Raw genomic sequence first — 25,836 nt, forward strand, 5'->3', positions numbered from 1 at the left:
GTCAGATCCGGTATTCGATGTCGTACTCGGCCGGATCAACCGCAGGCTTGGTTTCGCGCTGCGCATCCCGGTGGCGCCACTTGGCGGGCACCCCGGTGACGATCGATTCCGGCGGTGCATCCTTCACCACAACAGCGTTGGCGCCCACGGCGCTATCCCGGCCGATGATGATGGGCCCCAGAATCTTGGCGCCGGCGCCAATGGTCACCCGGTCCTCAATAGTAGGGTGACGCTTGACCTTGGCCAGCGACCGGCCGCCCAACGTGACACCGTGGTAGATCATCACGTCCTCGCCGATTTCGGCGGTCTCGCCGATGACCACGCCCATGCCGTGGTCGATGAAAAAGCGGCGTCCGATCGTGGCACCGGGATGAATCTCGATGCCGGTCAGGAAGCGGCCCAGTTGCGACACGAGGCGCGCCGGGAAACGCAGCCCCGGGGTTTGCCACAGGCGGTGTGTTAACCGGTGAATCCAGATGGCATGCAGCCCTGAATAGGCGAAAAAGTTCTCAAAAGAACCTCGAGCCGCCGGGTCGTGGGACCGGGCGGCGTCGAGGTCTTCCTTCAGTCTTGCGAAAAAGCCCACAAAGTTCTTTCTACAGGAAACGAGGCGACGACGGCTGGATCAGCCGCGGATGTCGTCATAGAGCACGGTGGAGATGTAACGCTCACCGAAATCACAGACAATAGCGACGATCAGCTTGCCGGCGTTCTCCGGGCGCTTGGCCAGTTCCAGGGCACCCCAGACGATGGCGCCCGACGAGATGCCGCCGAGGATGCCTTCCTTGACGCCCAGTTCACGGGCTACGCGTACGGAATCCTCCAGGGTGGCGTCCAGGACTTCATCGTAGACGTTGGTGTCCAGCAGTTCCGGGATGAAGTTGGCGCCCAGGCCCTGGATCTTGTGCGGGCCCGGGGCGCCGCCGTTGAGGATGGCGGAATCCTTCGGTTCCACGGCCACGATCTGGACGTCCGGCTTGCGCTCCTTCAGGACCTGCCCGACGCCGGTGATGGTTCCGCCCGTGCCGACGCCGGAAACAAAGATGTCCACCTTGCCATCGGTGTCGGACCAGATTTCCTCGGCCGTGGTCTCGCGGTGGATCTGCGGGTTTGCTTCATTGGCGAACTGCTGGGCCCAAATGGCGTTCTCGGTGTTGGCCACAATTTCCTGGGCCTTCTCCACTGCGCCGCGCATGCCCTCGGAACCGGGGGTCAGCACAATGTCGGCGCCAAACGCACGGAGCATCACACGACGCTCGGTGGACATTGTTTCGGGCATGGTCAGGATGACCTTGTAACCGCGGGCAGCGCCCACCATGGCCAGGGCGATGCCGGTGTTGCCGGACGTACCCTCAACGATGGTGCCGCCGGGCTTGAGGGCACCGGACTTCTCAGCGGCATCCACGATGGCCACGCCGATGCGGTCCTTGACGCTGTTGGCCGGGTTGTAGAACTCGAGCTTGACGGCCACGGTGGCGTCCAGCCCTTCGCTCAGCCGGTTCAGTCGGACCAGCGGGGTGCCGCCGACCAGCTGCGTTACATCGTCATAGATCCTTGCCATGTACATACGCCTATCTGGAGAAGTGTGAATACTGAGGTCAGCCTAACGAGGGCCTGCGGCCGCTGCTAAGCCTTAAGCCATGCAGAGTAATATTTCCGGGCCTTCGCCAGCTTGGGGTTGATGATCACCTGGCAGTAGCCCTGCTCGGGGTACTTGGCGAAGTAATCCTGGTGGATGTCCTCGGCCACGTGGAACCGTGGCAGCCGGCTGACCTCCGTGACGATCGGGTGCGACCACAGCGCCTGGTTCCGATCGATGGCCTCTTCAAAGAGAATCTTCTCTTCGGTGGTTTCGTAGAACATGGATGAGCGGTACTGCGTGCCGACGTCGTAGCCCTGGCGGTTGAGCGTGGTGGGGTCGTGCAGCGCGAAGAACATGTCCAGGATGACTTCGGACGGGATATCTGCCTCATCAAAAGTCACGGCCACCACCTCGGCGTGACCGGTGGTTCCGCTGCAGACATCGTAGTAGTCAGGTTGCGGATGGTGGCCGCCGGTGTAGCCGGAAACAACTGACGTAACGCCCTTGGTTTTTTGGTAGACGGCGTCCAGGCACCAGAAGCAGCCTCCGCCCAGAACAAAAGTTTTCATGACCTCTTCAATGGTTGAGAGCCCCGGATGATTCCCTGACCACCCTACGAGACTGCGGCACATGCCGGCCAAACGGCGTGATGGGGTAAAACTGAGTCTATGGAATCTGCAGACACCGGCGTTACAGATGCGGACAGTGGCGGCACCGGATCCGGGGCCGATGCCCCGGGGGAGGGCTCGCCTGCACCCACGTTAGGGCAGGTGCTGCTGGCGGTCGAGGAACTCTGGCCCGAGTCCCTGGCCGAAAACTGGGACGAAGTGGGCCTCGTGGCAGGCCATCCCGCAGCGCCGGTCACCCGCGTTATGTTCGCTGTGGATCCCACACTTGCGGTGATCGAAGAAGCCGTGGAATGGGGTGCCGAGCTGCTGATTACCCACCATCCGTTGCTGCTCAAAGGTGTCACGTCAGTGGCTGCCACTACTGCCAAGGGGCAGGCCATCCACCGGCTCATCGAGTCGGGAACGGCGTTACTGACCGTCCACACCAATGGGGATTCCGCCGTCGGGGGTGTTTCTGACGTCCTGGCTGACGCGCTGGGACTGGAAGATGTCGCCCCGCTGACCGTTGCCGCGAACGGCCTGCCCGAAGAAGGCATAGGCCGCGTGGGGGATCTGGCGGACGTCATGAGCCTGGGCGATTTCGCCGCCCGGGTTTTCGGCATCATGCCAGCCGTGGCCGGGGGAGTCCGGGTGTCCGGCGACAAGGATGGCCTGGTGCGGCGCATTGCAGTGTGTGGGGGTGCGGGAGACTCGCTGTTCGACGAGGTGCGGGCAAGTAACGCCGACGTCTATGTCACCGCCGACCTCCGGCACCATCCCGCGTCCGAAGCCCGCGAGGCGGCAGTAAACGGCCGGCCATACCTCATTGACGTTTCGCACTTCGCCAGCGAATGGCTCTGGCTGCCGGCCGCAGCATCGGCGCTCGGCAACGTGCTCGCTGATCAGGGCCACGACGTGGAGATTCAGGTGAGCAACACCAACAGCGACCCCTGGGACTTCATTCTGACTCCCGGCTAAGCCTGGCGTGCGAGGGGCCCCGGGCGAGCGTAGCGAGGCAGGGGAGCTGGCTAGGCGCTAGAGTCTAGGGAGCGCCGATCGGGTGCCCGGTTCCGGCCGGCAGGAAACAAGCGGAGGTAGCAGTTGGCTAAGGCAGCACCGGCGGAACAGTTGAAGTTGCTCGAACTGCAGGGGCTGGACGCGAAGCTCAAGTCCCTCTCGAACCGCCGCCGTACCCTTAGTACCGATCCGCGGATCACCGACCTTGAAGCCGCGCTTTCCGTCGCCAACGGTGAACTGGGCGGCGCCAAAGTGGCCGTCCACGACGCCGAAGCCGACCTCAAGCGGGCCGAGGCCGACGTCGAGCAGGTTGCTAACCGGATCGAGCGCGACGAAGCCCGGCTCAACAGCGGAACCGGACTGTCCAAGGACCTCGTGGCGCTGCAGAAGGATATTGCCTCGCTCAACAAACGCCGCTCCGACCTCGAGGACGTGGAGCTGGAAGTGATGGACCGGCTCGACTCCCTGCGTGCCCGGCAGGCCGCCCAGCAGCAGATTGTTGATGACATCCAGGGCTCGTTCAGCGGCATCCGTGCCGAACTCGACGAAGCCCTGGCCGAGGTTGAGGCCGAAGCGACGGTTGTCCGTGGCCAGCGCGATGAATTCGCGGCCGGACTCGACGCCGGGATGCTGGCAGTTTACGAAAAGACCCTCGCCAAGCGCGGTGTGGGCGCAGCCCGGCTGTTCCACGGCACGTCCGAGGCGTCCGGAATGAAACTGAGCCCCGGCGACCTCGCTGAGATCAAGGCCGCCGCCGAGGACGAGATCGTGTTCTGCCCGGACTCCGGCGCCATCCTGGTGCGCTCCGCCGAATGGAACACGCCCTCCCCAAATAACTAGCGCCCGGCGTCACTGGCGTTCCTGCTGCAGTGAATCCGACCCGGTTGGGGTAGCGGAGTCAGCCCGGCAGGATGATGTTCAGGGCGTGGGGTTTCCTGGCTGTTCCGTCCACGAGTTCCGCTGCCCACTTTTCGCTGGTGGCCTTGAGCAGTTGGGCGGGGGTCCGGGGGGCAGTGCCGCGGCGGGACACCAAGTGCCGCGCCAGCTCACCGCGGGTATGTTTCGCGAAGTGGCTAACGACCTTGCGCGCGCCGTTCACCTCGCTGAAAACGTTGACCGCCACCGTCTGCGCCGGCGGCGGCGCCCACGCCGCTGCGTAAGTACTGGAGCGGCAGTCCACCAGCAGATGTCCGGCAGCCGCCTCCGTGAGGGCCGCCGAGAGCTGCGGCTTCCAGAACGAGGCGAGGCGGCCGACGTCGGGCAGTGCAGTTCCCATCGACAGCCGGTACGCGGGCACCCGGTCAGCGAACCGGATGGCACCCCAGAGCGCGGACACCACCACCACCGATTCATCCGCCTTGCGGCGTTGCGCCGGCGTGAGGGTCTTGTAACCGAGGGCGTCGTACAGGACGCCCGAGTAGATCTGGTGGGCAGGCGCCGCCGGTTCGGCGTGGAGCCGGGTGTTGCGTTCGACGTCGTCCTTCAGCGAGGCGCCGACGCCCAGCAGGGCGAGGGCGTCCTCGTGGGCGCTGACCGTTCCCAGTGCCTCAAGTACTTTGGCACGGTAGGGGTTGAGCGCGGGAAAGCTCAGTGCGGGCCAGTCGACGGCGGATCCGCGGACTGCGGGGGTCTTGCCTTCGGAGGGGGGAAGCAGAATCAGCACCGTACGATCCTACCGGCGACGGCGCTGCCTCCTTCCCCGGTAGACTGGGTTCCGGATGGGTTGACCAGGCGGCCGCGCGTCACGCAAGTGGCTCGAGGAACGTCCGGGCTCCGCAGGGCAGGGTGGTGGGTAACGCCCACTCGGGGTAACCCGCAGGCCAGTGCCACAGAGAACAGACCGCCTGTGTCTTCCGGTGACGGAAGGCCTCAGGTAAGGGTGAAACGGTGGTGTAAGAGACCACCAGCTTCCCGGGTGACCGGGAAGGCTAGGTAAACCCCACCCGGAGCAAGGTCAGACAGGACACGTTTGAGGGCTGCCCGCCCGAGTGTCCGGGTAGGCCGCTGGAGGGCGTCGGCAACGGCGTCCGTAGATGGATGGCCGCTACTCCCGCGCTGGTAACGGCACGGGAGCACAGAACCCGGCGTATCGGTCAACCCATCCCACTCATGCCAACAGGCAGTGCATGTGAGTGACTTCACGTCCCCGGCGGCCATCCGGGACGTGTCCCCGGCCTAGAATAGAGAGCGAACGTAGAAGTTCCGCCACCGGGTCTGCGTTCGCAGCCGGTGGTTTTTCTTTGCGCTTCTCCACGGCACCCGGGATGAACAGAATCCCGCCGGTGCCAGAGGCCCCTGGACAACATCAGGTGGCCGACATCCGCATACGAGGACGTATGCGGCTGAACCGAGGAAGGTAGTTCTGTGAGCCAGACGTCAGATTCTTGTCTTGATACGTGGATGGGCCGGGAGGCCCTCGCCGAGGCCATGATCCCGGTGATTGGCCGGCTGTACCGCGAGAACAGCGTGGTGACGAGCATCCACGGCCGCAGCCTGATCAACAAGTCCACCATGAACATCCTCAAAGCGCACCGGTTCGCCCGGCGCATGAGCAACACCGAGCTCCTGCTCGAAGAGACGGCACCGCTGCTGAACACGCTGGCGCAGCTGGACCTCGGTGCAGCGGCCGTCGACGTGGCCCGCCTGACGGAGAAGTACAAGCTTGAAGGCAACGGCGCGTCCCTGGAGGAGTTCCTCCGGGCCGAGCTGGCCGAGATCGTGGGCAAGCGTGGTGCTGATGACCGCAGCAGCACCAATGTTGTGCTTTACGGTTTTGGCCGCATCGGCCGGCTGCTGGCCCGCCTGCTCATCGAAAAGGCAGGCGGCGGCCAGGGCCTGCGCCTGCGCGCCATCGTGGTGCGCCGCGGCTCGGACAAGGACCTCACCAAGCGGGCCAGCCTGCTGCGGCGCGACTCGGTCCACGGCCCGTTCGAGGGCACCATCCGCGTTGACGAGGAAGCCAACACCATCACCGCCAACGGCGTGCAGGTCCAGGTGATCTACTCGGACAACCCGGCCACGATCGACTACACGGCCTTTGGCATTAACAACGCCCTGGTTGTGGATAACACGGGACGCTGGCGTGACGCTGAAGGCCTGTCGCAGCACCTGCAGAGCAAGGGCGTGGCCCGGGTCCTGCTGACTGCACCGGGCAAGGGTGCGCTGAAGAACATCGTGCACGGTATTAACCACGGCACCATCCTGGACTCGGACCAGATCGTGTCCGCGGCGTCCTGCACCACGAACGCCATCACTCCGGTCCTGAAGGCCATCAACGACAGGTTCGGCGTGATCCACGGCCATGTGGAGACCGTCCACTCCTTCACCAACGACCAGAACCTGATCGACAACTTCCACAAGGGCGACCGCCGCGGCCGCTCTGCCGCGCTGAACATGGTCATCACCGAAACCGGTGCGGCAACAGCTGTGGGGAAGGCGCTGCCCGAACTTCAGGGCAAGCTTTCCGGCAGCTCCATCCGCGTCCCTACGCCGGACGTTTCGCTGGCCATCCTGAACCTGAGCCTGGAAAACGGCACCACCAAGGATGAGGTGAACGATTACCTGCGCCAGATGTCCCTGCATTCGGAACTGCGCAAGCAGATCGACTACATCGACTCGCCCGAGGTTGTTTCCACCGACTTCGTCGGCTCGCGCCGCGCCGGAATTGTGGACGGCCTTGCCACCATTTCCAATGACAAGAACGTCATCCTCTACGTCTGGTATGACAACGAATTCGGCTACAGCTGCCAGGTTGTCCGGGTCATGGAAGAGATGGCCGGTGTCAACCCGCCGTCCTTCCCCGCCAAGGAACCCGCCGCCATCTTGGCCGCACTCGCCGTCTAAAGGCCGGCCCGGCAACACGGGATCACGACATTCCCGGCTGATTCGCTGGAATCAGCCGGGAATCGGGACCACACTGGTGCCATGGATAACGAAACTCTCCACGAGACCACCCTCGAACACGCCCTTGACGTAGCGAAGGCCAACCACAAAGAGGCCGTCAGGCTGCTGGAGCAGTCCCGCGCGGCCCTGGCCGCCGGCGACGTTGGCGCAGGCCGCGTCCGGCAGCTGGAAAGCCTCCTTCAGCTGGCTGAAGAGGATCTTCGGCGGGTGGTACGGGAGCAGTAAATCCGGACCACCCTTCCTCCCCACTGTGGATAACAATCCGGATGTCAGTGGGGTGCCCTAGGCTCTTCTAATGCACGGCATTTCCGGAAGAGTTGGCAGCCCATGACCGTCAGCTGGGCCGCCTACCGCCGTGCCCGCCGTCGCTCGAGGCAAGCGTGGGCTTTGCTGGCGGTCCTCGCGGTTTCTGCGCTGGCCTCAGCAGCGTGGTTTTTCACAGCCGGCCAGTTCGCCGCCGCTGAACCGGCCGTTGACGGACCGAGTCAGGCGCCCGTTTTTGACGGCACCTGGATGAAGCCGGTAGTCCCGGTTTACCCTGTGCCGAAGGGGAGCGCCCGTGCTGCCTTGGAGGGGCTCACGGTCAAGGGCCGTGCACCGAAGAACAACTATCAGCGCGAGGCGTTCGGGCAGGCCTGGCTTGATGTTGACCGGAACGGCTGCGACACCCGCAACGACATCCTCCGCCGGGACCTGGCCTCAGTGGGCTTCACTGAGGGATCCAAATGCAGGGTGGAGTCCGGTGGCATCCTGGAGCCCTACACGGGGAAAGCCCTAAACTTCCGGCGCGGCCCGGAGAGCAGCAAGGAAATCCAGATCGACCACGTTGTGGCGCTCGGTGACGCCTGGCAGAAGGGCGCCCAGGAACTGACCCCGCAGCAGCGTCAAAGCCTGGCTAACGATCCACTCAACCTCATCGCCGCGGACGGTCCGGCAAACCAGCAGAAGAGCGCAGAGGACGCGGCCACCTGGCTGCCGAAGAACAATAACTTCCGCTGCCACTACGTGGCCCGCCAGATTTCGGTGAAGGCCGCCTATGGATTATGGGTGTCCGACGCTGAGAAGGAAGCCATGAAGCGTGTCCTGGACTCGTGTCCGGATCAGCGGACCATATCAGCAGGGTAAGCCCGCGTCGTTACATGCCGTGGCCAAGGCAGCCGTCCGTAAGGCACCTATCGGAACCGCCGCCGCAAGCAGCTTGAGCGGCCGGCGCCCGGACTGTTGCGGTCTGTCTTGGTCCACAGGATAGAGGGCGCCGGACCGGATGTCAGGGAGGGCGCCTAGTGTCCGAACGGGTCCGGGTCCACGCCCGGCATCCAGGTCAGCCCGGGAACACCCCAGCCGCTCTTCTTAGCCAGTTTCATGGCTTTCCGTGAGTAGCGGTCCAGAAGCCGGTTCACATACAGCTTGCCGTCCAGATGGTCATATTCATGCTGGATGAGCCTGGCAAACCAGCCGGTGGCTTCGAAGTCGACCGGCTGCCCGTCGCCGTCGAAGCCCTGGACCCGCGCCCACTCCGCGCGCTTGAGCGGGAACTGGCCACCCGGGAAGGAGAGGCAGCCTTCCTCCTCCTCGTCGGGGTCGGGCAGGGCCCCGGAAACTTTGGACAGCGTCAGGACGGGGTTGACCACAACTCCAACGGGGGGAGCCTCGTCGTCGTTGGCGAATTTGTAGACGAAGATTCTTTTGCCTACACCAACCTGCGGGGCTGCCAGGCCCACGCCGTTCGCAGCATCATTGGTTTCGAACATGTCGGCAATCAGGGTGCGCAGGCCGTCGTCGAACACTTCCACTTCGGCGGCGCGGCGGTGGAGTACCGGTTCTCCCCAGATGGTGATCGGCAGAACTGTCATCTCAGCTGACCCTTCGTGCGTGCGGCGTGACGCCGGCATTTGTGCAAAAAAGAAGGCCGCACCGGACATCCGGTACGGCCTCCAGGGGAACGGCTGCTTTCGCCGCCCTGTGAGGGTGAGCTACGGGGGTTGAACCCGCGACCTCCTGGACCACAACCAGGCGCTCTGCCAACTGAGCTAAGCCCACCATGTGCCCTGCAGGTAATCCGGTGACCCGGTCCTCTGGAAAGGCAACTCAAATAGCTTACCTGCTGTTAGGGGATGGTTGCGCCACTTTTGGGGTTTTCGCGGAAAATTCCGCAAAACGTGGCGCAGATTACTCGCCGGGGGTGGTCTGCCCGCCGGTAATCCGCTGGGCAATCCCGCGTGCTGTGACGCTGTCAGGCCCGGGAGCCGGCACAAAGACCGCCTCGCGGTAGTAACGCAGTTCGTCGATGGAATCCTTGATGTCCCCCAACGCTCGGTGGCCGCCCTTCTTGGCGGGAGACTGGAAATATGACCGGGCGAACCAGCGGCGTGAGAGTTCCTTGATGGTGCTCACGTCGATCACCCGGTAGTGCAGGTGTTCAACGACGGCGGGCATGTCACGCGAGAGGAACACCCGGTCTGTTCCCACCGAGTTGCCGCCCAGCGGGGCCTTGCGTGGATCCGGCACCCACTTTTCGATGTACCCCATCACGGCAGCCTCAGCCTCGGCCATGGTCTTTCCGTGCGGCAATTCCTCCAGCAGCCCGGACCGGGTGTGCATGTCCCGGACGAAGTCGTTCATCTGGGCGAGGGCGGCGTCCTCGGGTTTGATCACCACGTCCACGCCCTCACCCAGAATGTTCAGCTCCGAGTCCGTCACCAGCGCCGCCACTTCGATCAGGGCGTCGTTCTTGATGTCAAGGCCGGTCATTTCGCAGTCGATCCAGACGATGCGTTCGTTAGATATAGGCACCGGACCAGCCTACCGTTCAGCTCCGGCGCAACGTTCCGATGCTAGGATTTCGGGTACAGAGAGGCTGGTACTTCTGCCGCTGTGTTGTGACTGCGCGGCCCGGGCGGCTACCGCGGCCCGCTGGGCCGAAGCGCTGAAAGCAAAGAGATTGGACGATCCTGAGATGACGGCGCGTGTGCCTGCAACGGGGGAGATGGCCAACGCTGTGATCCCGGGGTCCGGTTCGGCCGAAGTTGATAACCCCCGGTCCCCGATCCTGGCTGGGTTTGTCGGCTCGCTCTTTATGGCGATCGGGTCAGTAGGCGTCGGCTGGCTTGCGCCCGTCTCGGAACTCCGCAGGGTGCCGATCTTCATCTGGATGCGCACGGAGGCGATCGGGGTTGCCCTGGCCATTGTGTTGCTCGCCATCGGCGGGATGCTCCTTGTCCGCGCCTGGCTGCGGCTGGGCCAGCGGGTCCGGGTCTGGGGGCCCCAGGCGCGCAAGGCGACCCTGCAGGCCATCGCGGCCTGGGGCCTGCCGATGGTCATCAGTGTCCCGCTGTTCAGCCGTGACGTGTACGCGTACATCGGTCAGGGCCGGCTGATGGTTGAGGGGTTCAACCCCTACGAGAACGGCATCTCAGCGCTGTCCAACTACTTCCAGCTTGGCGCCGACAGGCTGTGGACCGAAGCTCCCGTGCCCTATGGACAACTCTTCCTCTGGATTGAGCAGTTTGTTGTCTGGTCCACCAACGTCCAACCCGAAGCCAGCGTGATGCTGTTCAGGCTGGTTGCGCTTGTCGGCGTGGTACTTTGCATCATCTACGTGCCCAAGCTGGCTGAGCTCCATGGCGTCAATCCGCACCGCGCGCTCTGGCTCACCGCCGCCAACCCGTTGTTCCTGACCAACTTCATTGCCAGCGTCCACAACGATGCCCTCATGATCGGGCTGGCGCTGGCTGGGCTCTATTACGCGGCCACCAAGCGCGTGGTCAGGGGGATTGTCCTGCTAACCCTGTCCATCGCGGTCAAGCCCATCACCGTGGTTTTCCTCCCGTTCATCGGCCTCATGTGGGCCGGAAAGAACGCCGGCTGGTCCCGGAAGTTCCTCTTTTGGGCCCTCACCGGCGCGCTGAGCCTCGCCATGCTGTATGCCCTGAGCCTGGTCAATGGATTCGGCTTCGGCTGGATTAACGGACTCTCTGCGCCGGGCAGCATCTTCATCTGGTACGCCCCGGTGGGGCTCGTGGGCCTGGTGGTTGCCTCTATTTCGAATGCCTTTGGTCTCGACGGGTGGACGCTGGCAGGGTGGGTGTTCGATGCCGGGAAGGTACTTGCCGTGGGCATCGTCGCCTTCCAGATCTTCAAGGGTGAGCACGAGCGCCTCATTCGGCGCCTGACGCTTGCTTTCGCGGCCGTGGTGGTGCTGGCGCCCATGATCCAGTCCTGGTATGTGGTCTGGCTCATTCCGCTGTTTGCGGTGAGCGGCATCCGCAATGACTGGCAGGTCAAGGCGCTTTATTTCATCGTGTCGTTCTTTATGATCTACGCGATTTCGGACCAGCTGGAAGTATTTCCCTACCTCCAGACCGAGGATCTGGGGCTCGCACTGGTTTTGGCCCGGTTCGCGGCGGCGATTACCGGCCTCCTTTTTGCCATGTACCTAATTTTTATGGATCCGCTCACAAAGCGGCTCTTCCGGAAAACTGGCGAGCCGGTTACCGAGCGCCCGGTCATCTAGGGTTCAGATGCCGCAGGGCTTCCTTCCGGGACAACGGACACAACTGCGCCGCGTGTTCTGCGACGAAAACCCGGACCCACGAAGGGTTGCTCTTGGCGTACTCCCGGAGAGCCCAGCCGATGGCTTTCCGGATGAAGAACTCCGGATCCGCGAGGTTCGCCTCGATGGCTTCGCGCAGCAGGGCGGTATCGGTTGCAGCCTTCGCCTTCAGCTGGGACGTGATGGCAGCGCGCCTGATCCAGAAGTCCTCATCCGTACTCCAGGCACGCAGCACGGGCGTCATCACGGACCGGTGCGCCTGCAGCAAGGCGCAGACGCGTGGGCTCACCCCGTCCACGAAGTCCCACCAGGCACCCGTGCGGACGATTTCCTCGTACACCGGCAGCATCAGGGGTTCCTTGGCAACCAGCCGCAGTGCGGTGAGGTCGATCGCCGCGTAGCGCTCCTCCCGCCACTGCGCTTCCCGCCATAGTTCCAGTACGGTCACGCGCAGCTGTTCGGGTGAGTCAAAAGGATAGGCGGTGGCCGCGGCCAGCACCGAACGGCGGACCTCGGGCACTCTGACACCGAGGGAAAGAATGGATGATTTCATGTAGGCCTGTGCCCCCGCCGCACGTACGGGATCAGCCTGTTCCATCAGCGCTGTGCGGATGGCGGCCAAGAGTTCGCGGTTCACCATGCTCCAACTCTAGCCAGCCGCTATTTCCGGCGCCTGGCGCAGTTGCCCGTCGGCTTCGACGCCACCTGCCGCGCCCCGGACATAGAGTGGGAAACACGCCAACCACGGGAGGATTCCACTGATGTCCATGATCAGGAGCCCGGAGGAGATCTCCCCGATGCGGGACGCAGGACGCGTTGCGGCGAACACGCTGGCCGCCGTCCGCGATGCTGCCGGGGTGGGTGGTGTGCTGCGTGACCTCGACAGCCACGCCGCCGAATCCATGCCAAGGCCGGGGCGACACCGGCCTTCCTCAACTACCACCCGCGCTGGGCCTCAGTGCCGTTTCCCATATGCCACGGATGCCGCCCTGGCCGCGGGATCGAGGCTGCGCGGATCGGCAACAAGATGGGAGACCTGGCCTATGCTGTCGGCGGCGCTGCGCGCAGGGCGGGGTATGGCCTGCTGGCTGACCACAGCGGACACGGAATCGGCCGCACCATGCACGCCGAACCCCCAGTCCCCAACGACTTCAGGCCTGGCCGCGGGATCAAGCTGACCGAGGGACTGGTCATCGCCCAGCGACCCATGATCCTGGGCCGCAAGGACGACTACTAAGACGACGACGAGTGGACCCTGCGCTCTGCCAACGGCCGCCGGGAAGCGCCAGCGAGCACACTGTGGCCATCACTGCCGATGGTCCGGTGATCCTCACCCTCCCGTAGCTGCGAATCGGAGGGGCAGAACCGCCGTCGATTGCCGGCAGGGGTGGCGTAGTCCCTGCAAGCAGGCTAGTTTGCCGCGCCGGAATGAAATGTGGCTTCAGTGCTGCGCCGCAAGGTGACGTGGCCGGTGATGGGTCTGTCGTCCTGGGCCGTTCCCGCTGCCCGGAGCGTGGCTTGCCGACCGATTTCCTCCAGCGGCAGGTGGACGGTGGAGAGGGCTGGACGGAAATCCCGGAGCGTCTCGATGTCGTCAAAGCCGGCGATGGTGGCGTCGCGGGGAATGCGGAGGCCTTTACTGCGCAGAGCCGCGGCCGCCCCGATGGCCATAACATCGTTCACGGCAAAGATGCAGATCCCTTGACTGCTTTGCGCAGGGGCGGTGTCGGCTGGGGCTTGAGCAGCTTTGATCCGGGCGGCCAGGGTAACGCCGGCATCGAACCCGCCGGAGCGGTTGAAGTCCGTGCGGATGACTTCGGCGGCCGGCGATCCGGCGGCAGCAAGGCCGCTCTGGAAACCGCGGATGCGGTCGTCTGAGGTGAAAAGGCCGGCAGGCCCGCCGATGATGACGAATTGGTGGTCCCCTGCAGCGGCCAACTCTGAGGCAAGGTTGGCGGCGAGCTCCTCGTTGGGCACGGTCAGCACGTGGTAGCCCTCGCAAACTGAAGAGCCGACGACGGGGTGCCCCACCACTGCCACCTGGCCACCGTTGCGGCAATAGCGGTCCAGTTCGGCAGCCAGCTCGGCATTGCCGTCGTGGTCCCCGGGCCGGACGGAGCGGGATCCGGCGATCACAATCGCATCGGCCCGCCGGGCGGCAAAGGCGGCCACCGCTTCCTTTTCGTCCGCAGGGGCGCCGGCAGTTGTTGCCAGCAGAACCATCCGGCCCTGTTCCCGGGCGGCTTCCTGGACCCCGCGTGCAATAGCCGCAAAATAGGGGTCGGCGATGTCGTGGACGATCAGGCCAATCAGGCCCGAGCTCGACTTGGCGAGCCCCTGGGCCTGGGCGTTGGGAATATACCCCAGGGAATCGGCGGCTTTGCGTACCCGATCGGCGATGTCCTGGCCGGGCTTCCGGGCCGAGCCGTTGAGCACCCGGGAAGCGGTGGCCGGTGATACGCCGGCCAGGCGGGCGACGTCGGTGAGGGTACTTGCAACCATGTCGTCTCCTGTTCGGGCGAAAAGCCAGCGTAAATGGCGCTCATTCAGTATGGCAGTTTGATGAAGAGGTTAGGGAAAGCGCTTGCCAAGCATCATTTGGCTGGTGCATCATAAAGGCAAAGGGAATGCGCTTTCCCGGCTCGGCTTGAGTAATACAACGCTCACTTACCGTGGAGGACACACAGGCTTCGAAAATAAGACGATCGGCATCGCCATGAACGGCATCACCGGCCGGATGGGCTACCGCCAGCACCTGCTGCGTTCCATCTTTCCCATCCGCGATGCCGGTGGCTTCACGCTGGCGGACGGCACCAAAGTCCAGGTCGAGCCGATTCTGGTGGGCCGCAATGAAGCCAAGATCCGCGAACTGGCAGAACTGCACAAGGTGTCCGAGTGGACCACTACCTGGACTCCGTGATCAATGACCTACCGTTGACATCATCTTCGATGCCTCCATGACCCGCCTCCGTGCCGCCACGCTCCGGAAAGCGATGCTGGCCGGTAAGCACATCTTCACGGAGAAGCCCCAGCGGAAACCCTCGAAGAGGCCATCGAACTGGCCCGCATCGGCAAGGAAGCCGGCGTCACCGCGGGCGTGGTGCACGTTCCTTGTCGGGACCGGGTGGAGGAGGCCGGCCTGGACAAGGCGGCGCGCCTGATCAAGGACGCCGGTCTCCGGGTCTCTTCCCTGTGCCGTGGGGGATTCCTCACAGCCGCCGACGCCGAGGGGCAGGCCGCTGCCCTGGCCGACAACCGCGCCGCGATCCTCGAAGCCGCTGCGCTGGACACCAGCGAACTTTTCCTGGTGGTCGGCGGCCTGGCGCCGGGGGAGAAGGACGTGGTTGCAACGCGCCGGCGCGTGGCAGACCGGCTTGCCGATCTGGTCCCGTTTGCTGCGGAACACTGCATCAGGCTGGTGCTGGAGCCACTGCATCCGATGCACGCCGCTGACCGCGCCCTGATGTCCACGTTGGGGCAAGCGTTGGACCTCGCTGCGGCGTTCGATGCGGAATCTGTCGGCGTCGCCGTTGATACCTTCCACGTCTGGTGGGATCCGGACCTGAAGGCACAGATTGAACGCGCGGGCCGGGAGGGGCGCCTTGCCTCGTACCAGGTCTGCGATTTCAACATGCCCGTTGCAGCCGATTCGCTGCTGTCCCGGGGTTACATAGGCGACGGCGTCATTGACCTTGCCACCATCACCACCTGGGTCCGGGAGGCCGGCTTCACAGGCGATATCGAGGTGGGAATTTTCTACCAGGAGATCTGGGACACCGACGGCGACTCCGTCCTGGAGACCGTCAAGGCACGGTATGCGGAACTCGTGTTGCCATTCGCCTGACCCGAGTCAGCGCGCAGGCAGTGCCCTCTGAGCCCAAAAAGAATGGCACGGACAAACAGGAACACCCCGGTCCAAAGACCGGGGTGTTCCTGTTTGTCCGACGCATCCGTCAGGATGTTCCAACTCATCACGGTGGTGCCCCAGGAGGGAATCGAACCCCCGACCGGCGGATTAGAAGGCCGCTGCTCTATCCCCTGAGCTACTGGGGCACGTGGCGCCACGACCAAAATCCGGCGCATGAAAAGTTTACATCCCCGCGTGCGGCTGCGTCACCGGTCGCGTGCGGCCGGCACTTGTCCTCCACAGGCGGGTTCACAGCAGGGTTGTGCACATAGGCAAAGTCACCCCTCGCAGTCCGTCTGCGGTGGCGCGAAGCTGGTTCTGCCGCTAGGCACCACCTTTCGAGACAGGACAAGACAATGAGCGACTACATGACTTTCCGGGGCTTCGTTGCCACCGACATCAAAACTTCCACAACCACAACGGGTGTGGGAACTGCATCGTTCCGCCTTGGGTCAACGGCCCGGCGCTTCGACCGCACAACGAGTACATGGGTGGACACCCACACCAACTGGTTCACTGTCCAGGGGTACCGCCAATTGGCGGGCAACATGGGGTGCAGCATCAAGAAGGGTCAGCGCGTCATCGTGGTGGGCCGGCTGAAGCTGCGGACGTGGGAGAAAGAGGGCCGAATTTACTTCGCGCACGAAGTCGATGCTGAGTCCGTGGGCCACGATCTCATGTGGGGTTCGGCCAACTACATCCGCACAGTCAACAACGGACCCCAGCACATCGCTGACGGCGGACCCACCGATCCTGACGAGGATGGCGGGGATCCGGGCGACCCTGGGGATACTGATGAAGATCCCGCGGCGGCAGCAGTCTTCCTCGAGGATGGGGTAGGCAACTGCATCCCGGTGGACAGTCAAACAGGCGAGCTCGCCGACTCCGCCGTCTGAACGTGGACACGGCAGTTACCACGCGGCCCATCCGCAGGTGGGGTGCCGGCGGTCCGCCGGCACCCCTGCAGTTCCATTGCGGGCCTGGCCGCGTGACAGAATGGCGGCATGAAGCGCGCGACCGAACACCGGCAGGCAATCCCCGTCACCAGCCGGCCGGCGCTTTCCCGGCAGCGTGCAACAGGGCTGGGCAGGGTTCCGGCATACATTGCTGCTGGTCTCTTGGCAACGCTGTTGCTGGCGGCCTGCACCGGCGGGTCTCGGGCCGCGACGGGGCCGGCCGGCGCTCCGTCAGACGTGGCTGCCACCCAGCCCGGCACCGCTGAGTCCGCCGGGCAAGGCACCGCAGCCATCGCAGGCTCCGGCACAGCCGTGCCAGGCACCACGTCCGGCACGGCCGGGCCGTCCGGGAGGACGTCGGCGGAGGCCCCCGCCACCGCCGCGATGAAACAGGCCGTGACGGATGCCCTGACACGGCTCGCGGCAGGAACGCCCAAGCCGGCCACAGCGCAGGTGACCGAGGCGCTCACCGGCGCCGGAGTCGCCCCGGCAACCCTGGAGGTATCGGCGAGCCGCACGCCCACCGGGCTGGCGGCCGATGCCATTGAGTCCGCGGTGCTGCAGGGCACGGACTGCGTGTTCGGCCATATCCGTGACGGCAGCGTTACGGTCACGGTCCTTCCGGTCCTGGCCAGCGGGAAGTGCTTCGTCGGGGCAGCTGTCTAGGGCCCCGAATGTGAGTTATGCCCGCCAACCCACTAGATTTGGACCCATGGCGGAATTTATTTACACAATGACCAAGGCCCGCAAGGCCGTTGGCGAAAAACTCATTCTTGACGATGTAAGCATGTCCTTCTTCCCGGGCGCCAAAATTGGTGTTGTTGGCCCCAACGGTGCCGGTAAGTCCACCATTCTGAAGATCATGGCCGGCCTGGACACCCCGTCCAACGGTGAGGCCCGGCTCAGCCCCGGCTACACCGTGGGCATCCTGCTGCAGGAACCGCCGCTGAACGAGGAAAAGACCGTTCTGGGCAACGTCCAGGAAGGTGTCGGCGAGATCTACGGCAAGATCCAGCGCTTCAACGAGATCTCCGAGGAAATGGCCAGCCCTGACGCTGACTATGACACGCTGCTCGAAGAAATGGGCCAGCTGCAGGAAGCCATTGACGCTGCGGACGCCTGGGACCTCGACTCCCAGCTGGAGCAGGCCATGGACGCGCTTCGCTGCCCGCCGGCGGACGCCGACGTGACCCTCCTCTCCGGCGGTGAGCGCCGCCGCGTGGCGCTCTGCAAGCTCCTGCTGCAGAAGCCGGACCTCCTGCTCCTGGACGAGCCCACCAACCACCTGGACGCCGAGAGCGTTCTGTGGCTGGAACAGCACCTCTCCAGCTACGCCGGCGCAGTCCTGGCCGTCACCCACGACCGGTACTTCCTTGACCACGTTGCGGAATGGATCGCGGAGGTTGACCGCGGCCACCTCTACCCCTACGAGGGCAACTACTCCACGTACCTGGAGAAGAAGCGTGCGCGGCTTGAAGTCCAGGGTAAGAAGGACGCCAAGCAGGCCAAGCGACTGACCGAGGAACTCGAATGGGTGCGCTCCAACGCCAAGGGCCGCCAGACCAAGTCCAAGGCCCGTCTGGCCCGCTACGAGGAGATGGCTGCCGAGGCAGACCGCACCCGCAAGCTCGACTTCGAAGAGATCCAGATTCCGCCGGGCCCGCGCCTGGGCGGTCTGGTCCTGGAGGCCAAGAACCTGCAGAAGGGCTTCGACGACCGCACACTGATCGACGGCCTGTCCTTCACGCTGCCGCGCAACGGCATTGTGGGCGTCATTGGTCCTAACGGCGTGGGCAAGTCCACCCTGTTCAAGACCATCGTTGGCCTTGAACCGCTCGACGGCGGCGAGCTGAAGATCGGCGATTCGGTCAAGATCTCTTACGCGGACCAGAGCCGCGGCGGCATCGACCCAAACAAGACGCTGTGGGAAGTTGTTTCCGACGGCCTGGACTACATCCAGGTTGGCCACGTGGAAATGCCGTCCCGCGCCTACGTTGCCGCCTTCGGCTTCAAGGGCCCGGACCAGCAGAAGAAGGCCGGGGTGCTCTCCGGTGGTGAGCGCAACCGACTGAACCTTGCGCTGACCCTCAAGCAGGGCGGAAATCTGTTGCTCCTTGACGAACCCACTAACGACCTCGACGTCGAAACGCTCAGCAGCCTCGAGAACGCCTTGCTGGAGTTCCCGGGCTGCGCCGTAGTGGTGTCGCACGACCGCTGGTTCCTGGACCGGGTGGCCACCCACATCCTGGCCTATGAAGGTGACGAGGAGAACCCCTCCAAGTGGTACTGGTTCGAGGGCAACTTCGAATCCTACGAGGAGAACAAGGTCGAGCGGCTCGGCCCCGATGCGGCCAAGCCGCACCGTGTCACGCACCGCCGCCTCACGCGCGACTGATCCAGCCGCGACTGATCCAGCCGCAACTGAAGCAGCCCTGACCGCTCCAGCCTCGGCTGGGTAAGCGCCAAAGAAAGGCCGGCGCCCCTAGCTTCGACGGAAGGGGGGTGCCGGCCTTTCTGCTGCCTGGGATAGAGCAGCGATTGGGGTGATTCAGTCCTGAGCGGGTCGGTTGTGCGGAAGATTCAGTCCCGCACGGCCTTGCGGATCTGGTGCTGCAGGAGTTTGGACTGGACCGCACCCACCACTTTGTTCTTCAAATCGGAAGGAACGCGGATCATCCCTTCCTGGGCAACGGAGGCGACGTGCTGCCCAGCCTGGTTGAAGATCTTCCCGGTGGCGAGGCCGCGGGCGCCCTGGGCGCTGGGGGATTCCTGGACGTAGAGCAGCCACTCATCCACGCGGGCCGGCCGGTGCCACCACATGGCGTGGTCCAGGCTGGCGACGCTCATGCCGGGGGTGATCCAGCTCAACCCGTGGCGGCGCAGGATGGATTCCAGCAGGGTGTAGTCGCTCGCGTAGGCCAGGGCGGCCCGGTGCACGTTCGCATCGTCCGGCATGGGCCCGAGGGTCTTCATCCAGACAGCGTTCCTGGCTTCCTGTTTCCGCTTGGCGGAGACATAGATGGGCGGGTCCACGTGACGGATATCAAAGGGCCGCTCATAGGCCCAGTGCTGTGCGATGGGGTGGTCGAATTTACCCAGCAGTTCGGCGGTACTGGGCAGCGACTCAGGGTCGGGAATCCCGGCAGGCATCCGGGACTCGTGGTCGGGGCCTTCGTCCGGATCCTGGAACGACGCGATCATCGACAGGATCGGCACGCCTTCCTGGTAGGCGTGGACACGCCGTGCAGAAAAGGACCGGCCGTCCCGCAACCGCTGGACCCCGAACGTGATGGGCTTGTTGGCATCGCCGGGCCGCAGGAAGTAGCCATGCATGGAATGGACAAAGCGTTCCGGGTCCACGGTCCGCATCGAAGCGACCAGTGACTGCGCCAGTACCTGGCCGCCGAACACGCGCTGGCGGGGCTGCCGCTGTGACGGGCCGAGGAAGATGTCTTCATCCGTCCTGGCGCCTTCCAGCTCGCCCAGGTCGAGGAGCTGGATGAGCGTTGAGGTGGGGTCGCCGCTGGGCGGCGCCAGCAGTCCGGTTTCGGCTTCAGTCATGGTTCGACTCTAGACGCAGCCCCGGCACCGCTCAACCAAGGCGCAGCCGGTAGTGTTCTTAGTGTGTCTGATCTACTCACCGAGTCCTTCCGCTTCGCAGATCCGCGTGATCTCGCCGATCTGCGCACGTTCGCTACGCGCGCCAAAGCAATCGACGACGGCGCCATCCGGCTCCAGGCTTCCGGTTCCGTGTTAGCGGCCTACGTGTGTGTCCTGCGCCCCCGGCTGTTGGGCGAATCCACACCCACCATCCTGGGCCTGCGGACCATCGGGCTTGCGGAGCCTTCTTCGATTGACGCCACCGTCGCGTTGTCAGCCGTCCTTGACCGCCTGGCGAGAGCAGGGGAGGACGACGTCGAACTGCCGGTTCCGCCGTCCACTGTCACCGAATCGTGGACTGGAGTCGGCGCGCCGCGGACGGGCTGGGAGCTGGTCGGCGCGCTGTCCGATGCAGAACTGCGCCGTACCGCCGAAGCCGGCATCACAGAAGTGGCCGGCATTGTTCCCTCCCAGCCGGGGGCACTCATCGTTAACAACGCGCGCGCCGCGGTGTGGGGCCGCGCCCTGGATGACTCGGGGCTCCCGGCCGGAGCAGCGTTCGCTGCCCTGACGCTCGGATTCCTCGGAGACGGCGAGCAGGTGCTGTACCGGGCTGGCCGGTGGTTCCGCCTCACCGGGCCCCGCGGGCACGTCCTGGTGCGGACCGGCAGCGGCCTTTAAGCTTCCGACGGACTGTTCACCATGGACAGCGCGGCGCGCTCCATGTAGTCCCAGAGCGTTCCATCATAAAGGGGCGGCAGTGCCAGGGAGTCCACCGCCGTCCGCATGTGGAACAGCCATCGTTCCTTCGCTTCCTGAGTGACCCGGAACGGCATGTGGCGCATCCGCAGGCGCGGGTGGCCGCGCTCCTCCCCATAAGTGGTGGGCCCGCCCCAGTACTGCTCCAGGAACATCCGGAAGCGCCGCTTGGCGGGGCCAAGATCCTCTTCCGGGTACATCGGGCGCAACAGCGGATCCGCCGCCACGCCGTCGTAGAACACATCGAGCAGTTTGACGAAGGTCGGGTGTCCGCCCACGGCGTCATAGAAATTGTCGGTATAGCCAGGCTGGCTGAAGGGATCGTTCTGCATGAGCTGGCGTGGCCGTTGCGGTTCGGCGGGTATGGTCATGGCTCTATTCTCCCGCCTTCTGTTCAGTCTTCCTGGCCTCGGTGGCAGGCTCATGCAAAGCAGTTTCGTCGGCCGGAGAGGCCGGGACGGGAACGTACGTTCCCTGCGAACGGTTGCCCACGCGCAGGATCTCACCGTTGCGGAGGTACCAGATGGCGCCGTCCTCGGAACGGACCCGGGTGATGCGCAGTCCCATGGACTCGACTACACCCACTACCTCGCTGGTTTCGATGACATCGCCGATCCCATACTGGTCCTCGATGGTGATGAAGATGCCGGCGAGGAAGTCACGGATCAGCTGCTGGGCGCCGAAACCAATGGCCACACCCAGGATTCCCACGCTGGTCAGCAGCGGGGCGATGTTGATGTCCAGGTTCTGCAGGACATACATGGTGGTGATCACGGCCACCAGGACGCCCACAATGCTGTTGAGCAATGAACCGATGGTTTCCGCCCGCTGCACGCGGCGCTCATGGTCGAGTGCCCGGATGGCAGGGGCCACCCACTTGAAATGCGGTTTCTTGAAGAAATTGCTGCCCGACGCCACCCGCCTGCTGATCCTGGAAATCAGGAAGGTCGCCACCAGCCATATCGTGACACCGATACCGAGACTGATCACGATGCCCGCCACGCTGACGCCGTGGGGCTCGGCGGTAAGGGACGGGGCAATCGACATCATGCTGAACATAGAGGGTGAAACTCCTTGGGGTCTCCGGCGGCGGCTGGGATAACGTAGGCCAACGCGCGGGGTCAACCGGCGCATAGGGCTCTGTTCTCCTTCAACACTAGCGTCGTGCAGTGTACCCATGCGCATCCTGATCCTTGGCGGAACCGCCTTCCTCTCGTCGGAAATTGCCCGGCAGGCCGTGGCGGCGGGGCACAAGGTCACCTGCCTGGCCCGCGGTTCCGCGGCGGAACCGCCGGCCGGTACCCGGCGGGTGAAATCCCACCGTTCACTCGGCGCGAACAGTTACGCGGACGTGGTGAGAGACTGGGATGCCGTCATCGACGTGGCCCGGGATCCGGTGCCTGCCACCGAAGCGCTGGCAGCACTTGCCCACGGGGCCGGCCACTGGACCGTTGTGTCCAGCTGCTCTGTCTACGCAGACCATTCGACGCCGGGCGACGCCGAAGCGCTTAACGCGGTGGGGGACCCGGTGCCTTTCGGCGATTACGTCGAGGAGTCGCGGACGTCGGCCGGATATCAGGGCGAGGTGCTGCACGCTCCGGCGGACTGGCTCGCCGTGCACGGCATCGACTACTGGTCCGGGCCGGATTCGCTCCCGCTGTGGCTGCCAGGGGCTACGAAGGGTTCTGCACCCGCAGCAACCAGGCAACAGAAGCCCGGCTGGCTGAGGAGTTCCTTCGCAGCCCCTGACCCCACCGCCCACCCCAACTGGCTCGCACTTAACGCACTCAAAGGACGATTTGGGTGCGTTACCTGCTAGTTAGATGGGGTCATCCGACACAGTGACCGGGGAATGCAGCACGGGGAAATTTACGCTCCGGGCGATGAAGCAGACCTGGTTGGCTTCCCGATGCAGCTGCTCTGCGAGCTCCACGTGGGCAGGGTCCGCCACGTTCACCCGCGGGTTTAATGTGACGGACTCGAACTGTCCACTGCCGTCCCGGTTCAGGCGCATCACACCGGTGGCCTCGTCCTGATAGTCAGTAACCACCACCCCGTGCTTGACAGCCACGTGCAGGAAGGACAGCATGTGGCATTGGGCGAGCGCGGCCAGGAGCAACTGCTCCGGGTTGAAGCGTTCCCGGTCCCCATGGAACGTCGGATCAGCTGACCCCTTGAGGACCGGCAGCCCGGGCACCACAATGTCGTGGTCCCGCGAGTAGCCGCGGTATGACCCCGTCCCCTCACCCAGGTTGCCGGTCCACTGCACGGTCAGCGAATAGTGGTGCTCGCCCAGGCTCATGCCGCCGGCCTAAACGTCGCCCGGAAGGACGTCCGCCGCACGGGCCCGCAGGGCCCGCGCCACGCCGTCGCGGTTTTCCAGCATCATGCGCCGCAGGGCTGCACTGTCCGCCGGGAGTCCGGCCAGGAAGGTGTCCGTCCGGTCAACGGTGGCCTGCGTCGTCAGCAGCGCCGGGTAAAGCCCGACGACGATCTGCTGGGCGAGTGCGTGGGTGCGGTTCGCCACGATCCCCGGAACGGCCTCGAAGTACTTTTCCATGTAGGGCTCCAGGAGCGTACGGTCCTGCACACGCATAAAGCCGGTGACTGCCGAACCCTGCAGGGCATTGGAGAGCTCACCCGTGACCACGATCGACTTCCAAGCGGCAGCCTTGGCCTCGGGGGTGGGGATCGCCGCCTGGGCCAGGGCGGCAGCGTTCTGCCCGCTGGCTGTGTTGTCCCGCTCCAGTTCGGCATCGATCTGCTCCTGGCCCAAACGCCCGCCGGCCACCAGCGACGCGAGCAGTTCCCAGCGCAGGTCCTGGTCCACGGTGAGCCCGTCCAGCTCAACGGAGCCGTCCAGAAGACCGGCCACAGTGTCCAGCTGGCCGGAACTGCTTGTCAGGAGTGCGAAGGACTTCACAAACTGCAGCTGGGCGTCAGAGCCGCCCGATGCTGCGCTGGCCAGGTCCCACAGGGTGTCCGCGGCCGCGACGGTGGTGGCCTGGCGGTGCTCCCCGGCGACGTAGAAGTTCAACGTGGTGGCCAGTTGGCGCAGCTGGATCATGATCACCGCGGAATCCGATTCGGCAGCCACGTTGGCCAGGATCAGCTCCAAGTACCGGCGTGCGGGGGTCTCGCCGTCGCGCGCCGCGTCCCACGCGGAGTTCCACACCAGGGTGCGGGGCAGGCTCTCGCTGAAATCCTTCAGGTGTGCCGTGGCCGTGGCCAGGGACTTCGCGTCCAGCCTGACCTTGGCGTAGGCGAGGTCGTCATCGTTTACCAAGATCAGGTCCGGCTGCGCGAGCCCCGCCAGTGCGGGCACCTCCGTGCGCTCGCCGTCGACGTCGAGCTCCTCACGGTGCACGCGTTCCAGTTTGCCGGCACTGTTCAGGTTGTAGAACCCGACGGCCAGCCGGTGCGGACGGAGGGTGGGCCATTCCGCCACGGCGGACTGGACGATGCTGAAGGCGGTTAGGTTCCCGGCCGCGTCCACCTCCAGCTCGGGCTTGAGTGTATTGACGCCGGCGGTCTCCAGCCAGAGCCGGCCCCACTGGTCGAGGTCGCGCCCGCTGGCCTTTTCGAGTTCCACCATCAAGTCGCTGAGCTCGGTGTTTTGCCAGGCGTGCTTGGCGAAGTATTCGCGGACGCCGGCCATGAACTGCTCCGGCCCCACCCAGGCCACGAGCTGGCGCAGCACCGAGGCGCCCTTGGCGTAGGTGATGCCGTCGAAATTGACCTCCACATCCTGGAGGTCATTGATCTCGGCGAAGATCGGGTGGGTGGTGGGCAGCTGGTCCTGGCGGTAGGCCCAGGACTTCTCCACCGACGCGAAGGTGGTCCAGGCGCTGGTGAAGGACGTGTTTTCCACCGCCGCGAGGTGGGACATGTATTCGGCGAAGGACTCATTAAGCCAGAGGTCGTTCCACCAGCGCATGGTCACCAGGTCGCCGAACCACATGTGGGCGAGTTCGTGCAGCACAGTGATGGCACGGCGTTCGATCTGCGCCCCGGTGACCTTGCTGCGGAAAACGTAGCCTTCCAGGATGGTCACTGCGCCGGCGTTTTCCATGGCGCCGGCATTGAACTCCGGCACAAACAGCTGGTCGTACTTTTCGAACGGATAAGCGAAGCCGAACTGCGCCTCGAAGAATTCGAAGCCCTGGCGGGTCAGGTCGAAAATATTGTCCGCATCGAGGTACTGCATCAGTGATTTCCTGGCGAACACGCCCAGCGGGATCACGCGGCCGTCGGAGCTGGCCACCTCGCTCCGGACCGACTGGTACGGTCCGGCGATCAAGGCCGTGACGTAGGAGGAGAGCCGCGGGGTGGGGGCGAACGTCCAGACGGAGTGGGCGCTGCCGTCGTCCGCGGGAGCGGCTTCCACCCGTGCGGGGGTGGGGGAGTTGGAGATAATGTCCCAATGCGACGGCGCCGTAACGGTGAACGCGAAGGTGCCCTTGAGGTCCGGCTGCTCAAACACCGCGAACATGCGCCGGGAGTCGGGCACTTCGAACTGGGTGTACAGGTAAACCTCGTTGTCCACAGGATCGACGAACCGGTGGAGTCCTTCGCCGGTGTTCATGTAGGGTGCGTCCGCCACCACTGTGAGCTCGTTGGAGTCCGCCAGGTCCGGCAACTGAATGCGGACGCCGTCGGCCACAGACTTCGGATCCAGGGGGCGCCCGTTGAGCGTGACGCTGTGCACGGTGTGGGTGACGGCGTCGATGAACGTCGAGGAGCCCGGCACTCCCGTGAACTTCACCGTGGTGGTGGTCCCGAAGACCTTCGCGCCGCGGGTGAGGTCCAGACTGACATCGTAGGAGTCAACATTGATCAGTTCGGCACGCTCGCGGGCTTCGTCGCGAGTCAGGTTCATACCTGGCAAGAGGGCCTCCAGAAGGGGTATCGGTTGCCGGCGGGCGGGGGCCCGCACCGGCACAGTGAAGTCA

General features: G+C 64.7%; 28 protein-coding genes, 2 tRNA genes and 1 other RNA gene. 15 read left to right on the forward strand and 16 right to left on the reverse strand.

The window, feature by feature from the left end; translation table 11 throughout:
• Window position 1 precedes the first annotated feature (1 nt).
• The 3 genes from epsC to msrA form a co-directional block, all read right to left on the reverse strand.
• The gene (gene epsC / locus ABIB27_RS02020) at window positions 2-586 is read right to left on the reverse strand and encodes a serine O-acetyltransferase EpsC (protein WP_354214213.1); all 585 of its coding nucleotides are present in this window, start codon (window positions 584-586) and stop codon (window positions 2-4) included.
• 39 nt (window positions 587-625) lie between these two features.
• Window positions 626-1,561, reverse strand: a complete 936-nt coding sequence (gene cysK, locus ABIB27_RS02025; protein ID WP_354214214.1) for a cysteine synthase A — start codon at window positions 1,559-1,561, stop codon at window positions 626-628.
• A gap of 65 nt (window positions 1,562-1,626) precedes the next feature.
• The gene (msrA, locus tag ABIB27_RS02030) at window positions 1,627-2,151 is read right to left on the reverse strand and encodes a peptide-methionine (S)-S-oxide reductase MsrA (RefSeq protein ID WP_354214215.1); all 525 of its coding nucleotides are present in this window, start codon (window positions 2,149-2,151) and stop codon (window positions 1,627-1,629) included.
• Window positions 2,152-2,250: 99 nt separating this feature from the next.
• On the opposite strand from msrA, the gene ABIB27_RS02035 reads away from it, so the two are divergent.
• Both ABIB27_RS02035 and ABIB27_RS02040 read left to right on the forward strand, forming a co-directional pair.
• Window positions 2,251-3,168 (forward strand): Nif3-like dinuclear metal center hexameric protein, encoded by a 918-nt coding sequence (locus ABIB27_RS02035; RefSeq protein WP_354214216.1) that lies wholly within the window; start codon window positions 2,251-2,253, stop codon window positions 3,166-3,168.
• A 123-nt stretch (window positions 3,169-3,291) separates the two neighbouring features.
• Window positions 3,292-4,047, forward strand: coding sequence for a zinc ribbon domain-containing protein (locus ABIB27_RS02040; RefSeq protein ID WP_354253424.1), 756 nt, complete (start codon window positions 3,292-3,294; stop codon window positions 4,045-4,047).
• Between the two features lie 58 nt (window positions 4,048-4,105).
• Here the strand turns inward: ABIB27_RS02040 and ABIB27_RS02045 are convergent, their stop codons facing one another.
• On the reverse strand, window positions 4,106-4,870 hold the full coding sequence (locus ABIB27_RS02045; protein WP_354253425.1) for a YaaA family protein: 765 nt from the start codon (window positions 4,868-4,870) through the stop codon (window positions 4,106-4,108).
• Between the two features lie 56 nt (window positions 4,871-4,926).
• Here ABIB27_RS02045 and rnpB point away from each other — a divergent pair.
• The 4 genes from rnpB (at window position 4,927) to ABIB27_RS02065 (ending at window position 8,235) form a co-directional block, all read left to right on the forward strand.
• An RNA gene (gene rnpB / locus ABIB27_RS02050) (RNase P RNA component class A) lies at window positions 4,927-5,312 on the forward strand.
• 259 nt (window positions 5,313-5,571) lie between these two features.
• Window positions 5,572-7,050, forward strand: coding sequence for a glyceraldehyde-3-phosphate dehydrogenase (locus ABIB27_RS02055; RefSeq protein ID WP_354253426.1), 1,479 nt, complete (start codon window positions 5,572-5,574; stop codon window positions 7,048-7,050).
• Between the two features lie 81 nt (window positions 7,051-7,131).
• A complete protein-coding gene (locus ABIB27_RS02060; RefSeq protein ID WP_354214220.1) occupies window positions 7,132-7,335 on the forward strand; it encodes a hypothetical protein in 204 nt (67 codons plus the stop codon).
• A gap of 102 nt (window positions 7,336-7,437) precedes the next feature.
• Window positions 7,438-8,235 carry an HNH endonuclease family protein gene (locus tag ABIB27_RS02065; RefSeq protein ID WP_354253427.1) on the forward strand — a complete coding sequence of 266 codons (798 nt, stop codon included), beginning with the start codon at window positions 7,438-7,440 and terminating at the stop codon, window positions 8,233-8,235.
• A gap of 155 nt (window positions 8,236-8,390) precedes the next feature.
• Here ABIB27_RS02065 and def read toward each other — a convergent pair whose 3' ends face one another.
• The 3 genes from def to orn form a co-directional block, all read right to left on the reverse strand.
• Window positions 8,391-8,963, reverse strand: a complete 573-nt coding sequence (def, locus tag ABIB27_RS02070) for a peptide deformylase (protein ID WP_354253428.1) — start codon at window positions 8,961-8,963, stop codon at window positions 8,391-8,393.
• 114 nt (window positions 8,964-9,077) lie between these two features.
• Window positions 9,078-9,150 (reverse strand) — tRNA-His (locus ABIB27_RS02075).
• A gap of 129 nt (window positions 9,151-9,279) precedes the next feature.
• Window positions 9,280-9,903: an oligoribonuclease gene (gene orn, locus ABIB27_RS02080; RefSeq protein ID WP_354214223.1), complete on the reverse strand. Its 624-nt coding sequence runs from the start codon at window positions 9,901-9,903 to the stop codon at window positions 9,280-9,282.
• 163 nt (window positions 9,904-10,066) lie between these two features.
• On the opposite strand from orn, the gene mptB reads away from it, so the two are divergent.
• The gene (gene mptB / locus ABIB27_RS02085) at window positions 10,067-11,623 is read left to right on the forward strand and encodes a polyprenol phosphomannose-dependent alpha 1,6 mannosyltransferase MptB (protein ID WP_354214224.1); all 1,557 of its coding nucleotides are present in this window, start codon (window positions 10,067-10,069) and stop codon (window positions 11,621-11,623) included.
• Here the strand turns inward: mptB and ABIB27_RS02090 are convergent.
• On the reverse strand, window positions 11,616-12,302 hold the full coding sequence (locus ABIB27_RS02090; RefSeq protein ID WP_354214225.1) for a DNA alkylation repair protein: 687 nt from the start codon (window positions 12,300-12,302) through the stop codon (window positions 11,616-11,618). The genes mptB and ABIB27_RS02090 overlap by 8 nt on opposite strands.
• A 9-nt stretch (window positions 12,303-12,311) precedes the next feature.
• On the reverse strand, window positions 12,312-12,491 hold the full coding sequence (locus ABIB27_RS02095) for a hypothetical protein (RefSeq protein ID WP_354214437.1): 180 nt from the start codon (window positions 12,489-12,491) through the stop codon (window positions 12,312-12,314).
• A 198-nt stretch (window positions 12,492-12,689) separates the two neighbouring features.
• Here ABIB27_RS02095 and ABIB27_RS19385 point away from each other — a divergent pair, with 198 nt between their 5' ends.
• Window positions 12,690-12,899 carry a M24 family metallopeptidase gene (locus ABIB27_RS19385; RefSeq protein WP_502909089.1) on the forward strand — a complete coding sequence of 70 codons (210 nt, stop codon included), beginning with the start codon at window positions 12,690-12,692 and terminating at the stop codon, window positions 12,897-12,899.
• A gap of 173 nt (window positions 12,900-13,072) precedes the next feature.
• Here the strand turns inward: ABIB27_RS19385 and ABIB27_RS02105 are convergent, their stop codons facing one another.
• Window positions 13,073-14,164, reverse strand: coding sequence for a LacI family DNA-binding transcriptional regulator (locus tag ABIB27_RS02105; protein WP_354214226.1), 1,092 nt, complete (start codon window positions 14,162-14,164; stop codon window positions 13,073-13,075).
• An 82-nt stretch (window positions 14,165-14,246) separates the two neighbouring features.
• Here ABIB27_RS02105 and ABIB27_RS02110 point away from each other — a divergent pair, with 82 nt between their 5' ends.
• The gene (locus ABIB27_RS02110) at window positions 14,247-14,582 is read left to right on the forward strand and encodes a hypothetical protein (RefSeq protein WP_354253429.1); all 336 of its coding nucleotides are present in this window, start codon (window positions 14,247-14,249) and stop codon (window positions 14,580-14,582) included.
• A 138-nt stretch (window positions 14,583-14,720) separates the two neighbouring features.
• Window positions 14,721-15,506: a sugar phosphate isomerase/epimerase family protein gene (locus ABIB27_RS02115; protein WP_354214419.1), complete on the forward strand. Its 786-nt coding sequence runs from the start codon at window positions 14,721-14,723 to the stop codon at window positions 15,504-15,506.
• A gap of 133 nt (window positions 15,507-15,639) precedes the next feature.
• Here ABIB27_RS02115 and ABIB27_RS02120 read toward each other — a convergent pair.
• Window positions 15,640-15,715, reverse strand: a tRNA-Arg gene (locus ABIB27_RS02120).
• 210 nt (window positions 15,716-15,925) lie between these two features.
• Here ABIB27_RS02120 and ABIB27_RS02125 point away from each other — a divergent pair.
• The 3 genes from ABIB27_RS02125 to ettA all read left to right on the forward strand — a co-directional run bounded on the left by ABIB27_RS02125 (window position 15,926) and on the right by ettA (window position 18,920).
• On the forward strand, window positions 15,926-16,465 hold the full coding sequence (locus tag ABIB27_RS02125; RefSeq protein ID WP_354214228.1) for a single-stranded DNA-binding protein: 540 nt from the start codon (window positions 15,926-15,928) through the stop codon (window positions 16,463-16,465).
• Between the two features lie 108 nt (window positions 16,466-16,573).
• On the forward strand, window positions 16,574-17,191 hold the full coding sequence (locus tag ABIB27_RS02130) for a DUF6993 domain-containing protein (RefSeq protein WP_354214229.1): 618 nt from the start codon (window positions 16,574-16,576) through the stop codon (window positions 17,189-17,191).
• A gap of 46 nt (window positions 17,192-17,237) precedes the next feature.
• Window positions 17,238-18,920 (forward strand): energy-dependent translational throttle protein EttA, encoded by a 1,683-nt coding sequence (gene ettA / locus ABIB27_RS02135; protein ID WP_354214230.1) that lies wholly within the window; start codon window positions 17,238-17,240, stop codon window positions 18,918-18,920.
• 185 nt (window positions 18,921-19,105) lie between these two features.
• Here the strand turns inward: ettA and ABIB27_RS02140 are convergent, their stop codons facing one another.
• Window positions 19,106-20,086, reverse strand: a complete 981-nt coding sequence (locus ABIB27_RS02140; RefSeq protein ID WP_354214231.1) for an acyl-CoA thioesterase — start codon at window positions 20,084-20,086, stop codon at window positions 19,106-19,108.
• Between the two features lie 63 nt (window positions 20,087-20,149).
• Between ABIB27_RS02140 and ABIB27_RS02145 the strand changes: the two genes are divergently transcribed.
• Window positions 20,150-20,806: a DUF8185 domain-containing protein gene (locus ABIB27_RS02145; RefSeq protein WP_354214232.1), complete on the forward strand. Its 657-nt coding sequence runs from the start codon at window positions 20,150-20,152 to the stop codon at window positions 20,804-20,806.
• Here ABIB27_RS02145 and ABIB27_RS02150 read toward each other — a convergent pair.
• Complete coding sequence (locus ABIB27_RS02150) at window positions 20,803-21,255, reverse strand: globin (protein WP_354214233.1); 453 nt, start codon at window positions 21,253-21,255, stop codon at window positions 20,803-20,805. The genes ABIB27_RS02145 and ABIB27_RS02150 overlap by 4 nt on opposite strands.
• A gap of 4 nt (window positions 21,256-21,259) precedes the next feature.
• On the reverse strand, window positions 21,260-21,943 hold the full coding sequence (locus ABIB27_RS02155; RefSeq protein WP_354214234.1) for a mechanosensitive ion channel family protein: 684 nt from the start codon (window positions 21,941-21,943) through the stop codon (window positions 21,260-21,262).
• 118 nt (window positions 21,944-22,061) lie between these two features.
• On the opposite strand from ABIB27_RS02155, the gene ABIB27_RS02160 reads away from it, so the two are divergent.
• Window positions 22,062-22,703 (forward strand): Rossmann-fold NAD(P)-binding domain-containing protein, encoded by a 642-nt coding sequence (locus ABIB27_RS02160; RefSeq protein ID WP_354253430.1) that lies wholly within the window; start codon window positions 22,062-22,064, stop codon window positions 22,701-22,703.
• Here ABIB27_RS02160 and ABIB27_RS02165 read toward each other — a convergent pair whose 3' ends face one another.
• On the reverse strand, window positions 22,704-23,186 hold the full coding sequence (locus tag ABIB27_RS02165) for an OsmC family protein (RefSeq protein ID WP_354253431.1): 483 nt from the start codon (window positions 23,184-23,186) through the stop codon (window positions 22,704-22,706).
• A 9-nt stretch (window positions 23,187-23,195) separates the two neighbouring features.
• Window positions 23,196-25,763: an aminopeptidase N gene (gene pepN, locus ABIB27_RS02170; protein ID WP_354253433.1), complete on the reverse strand. Its 2,568-nt coding sequence runs from the start codon at window positions 25,761-25,763 to the stop codon at window positions 23,196-23,198.
• Between the last annotated feature and the right edge of the window lie 73 nt (window positions 25,764-25,836).

The sequence above is a fragment of the Arthrobacter sp. UYEF21 genome, from assembly GCF_040546085.1.
Classification (GTDB): Bacteria; Actinomycetota; Actinomycetes; order Actinomycetales; family Micrococcaceae; genus Arthrobacter.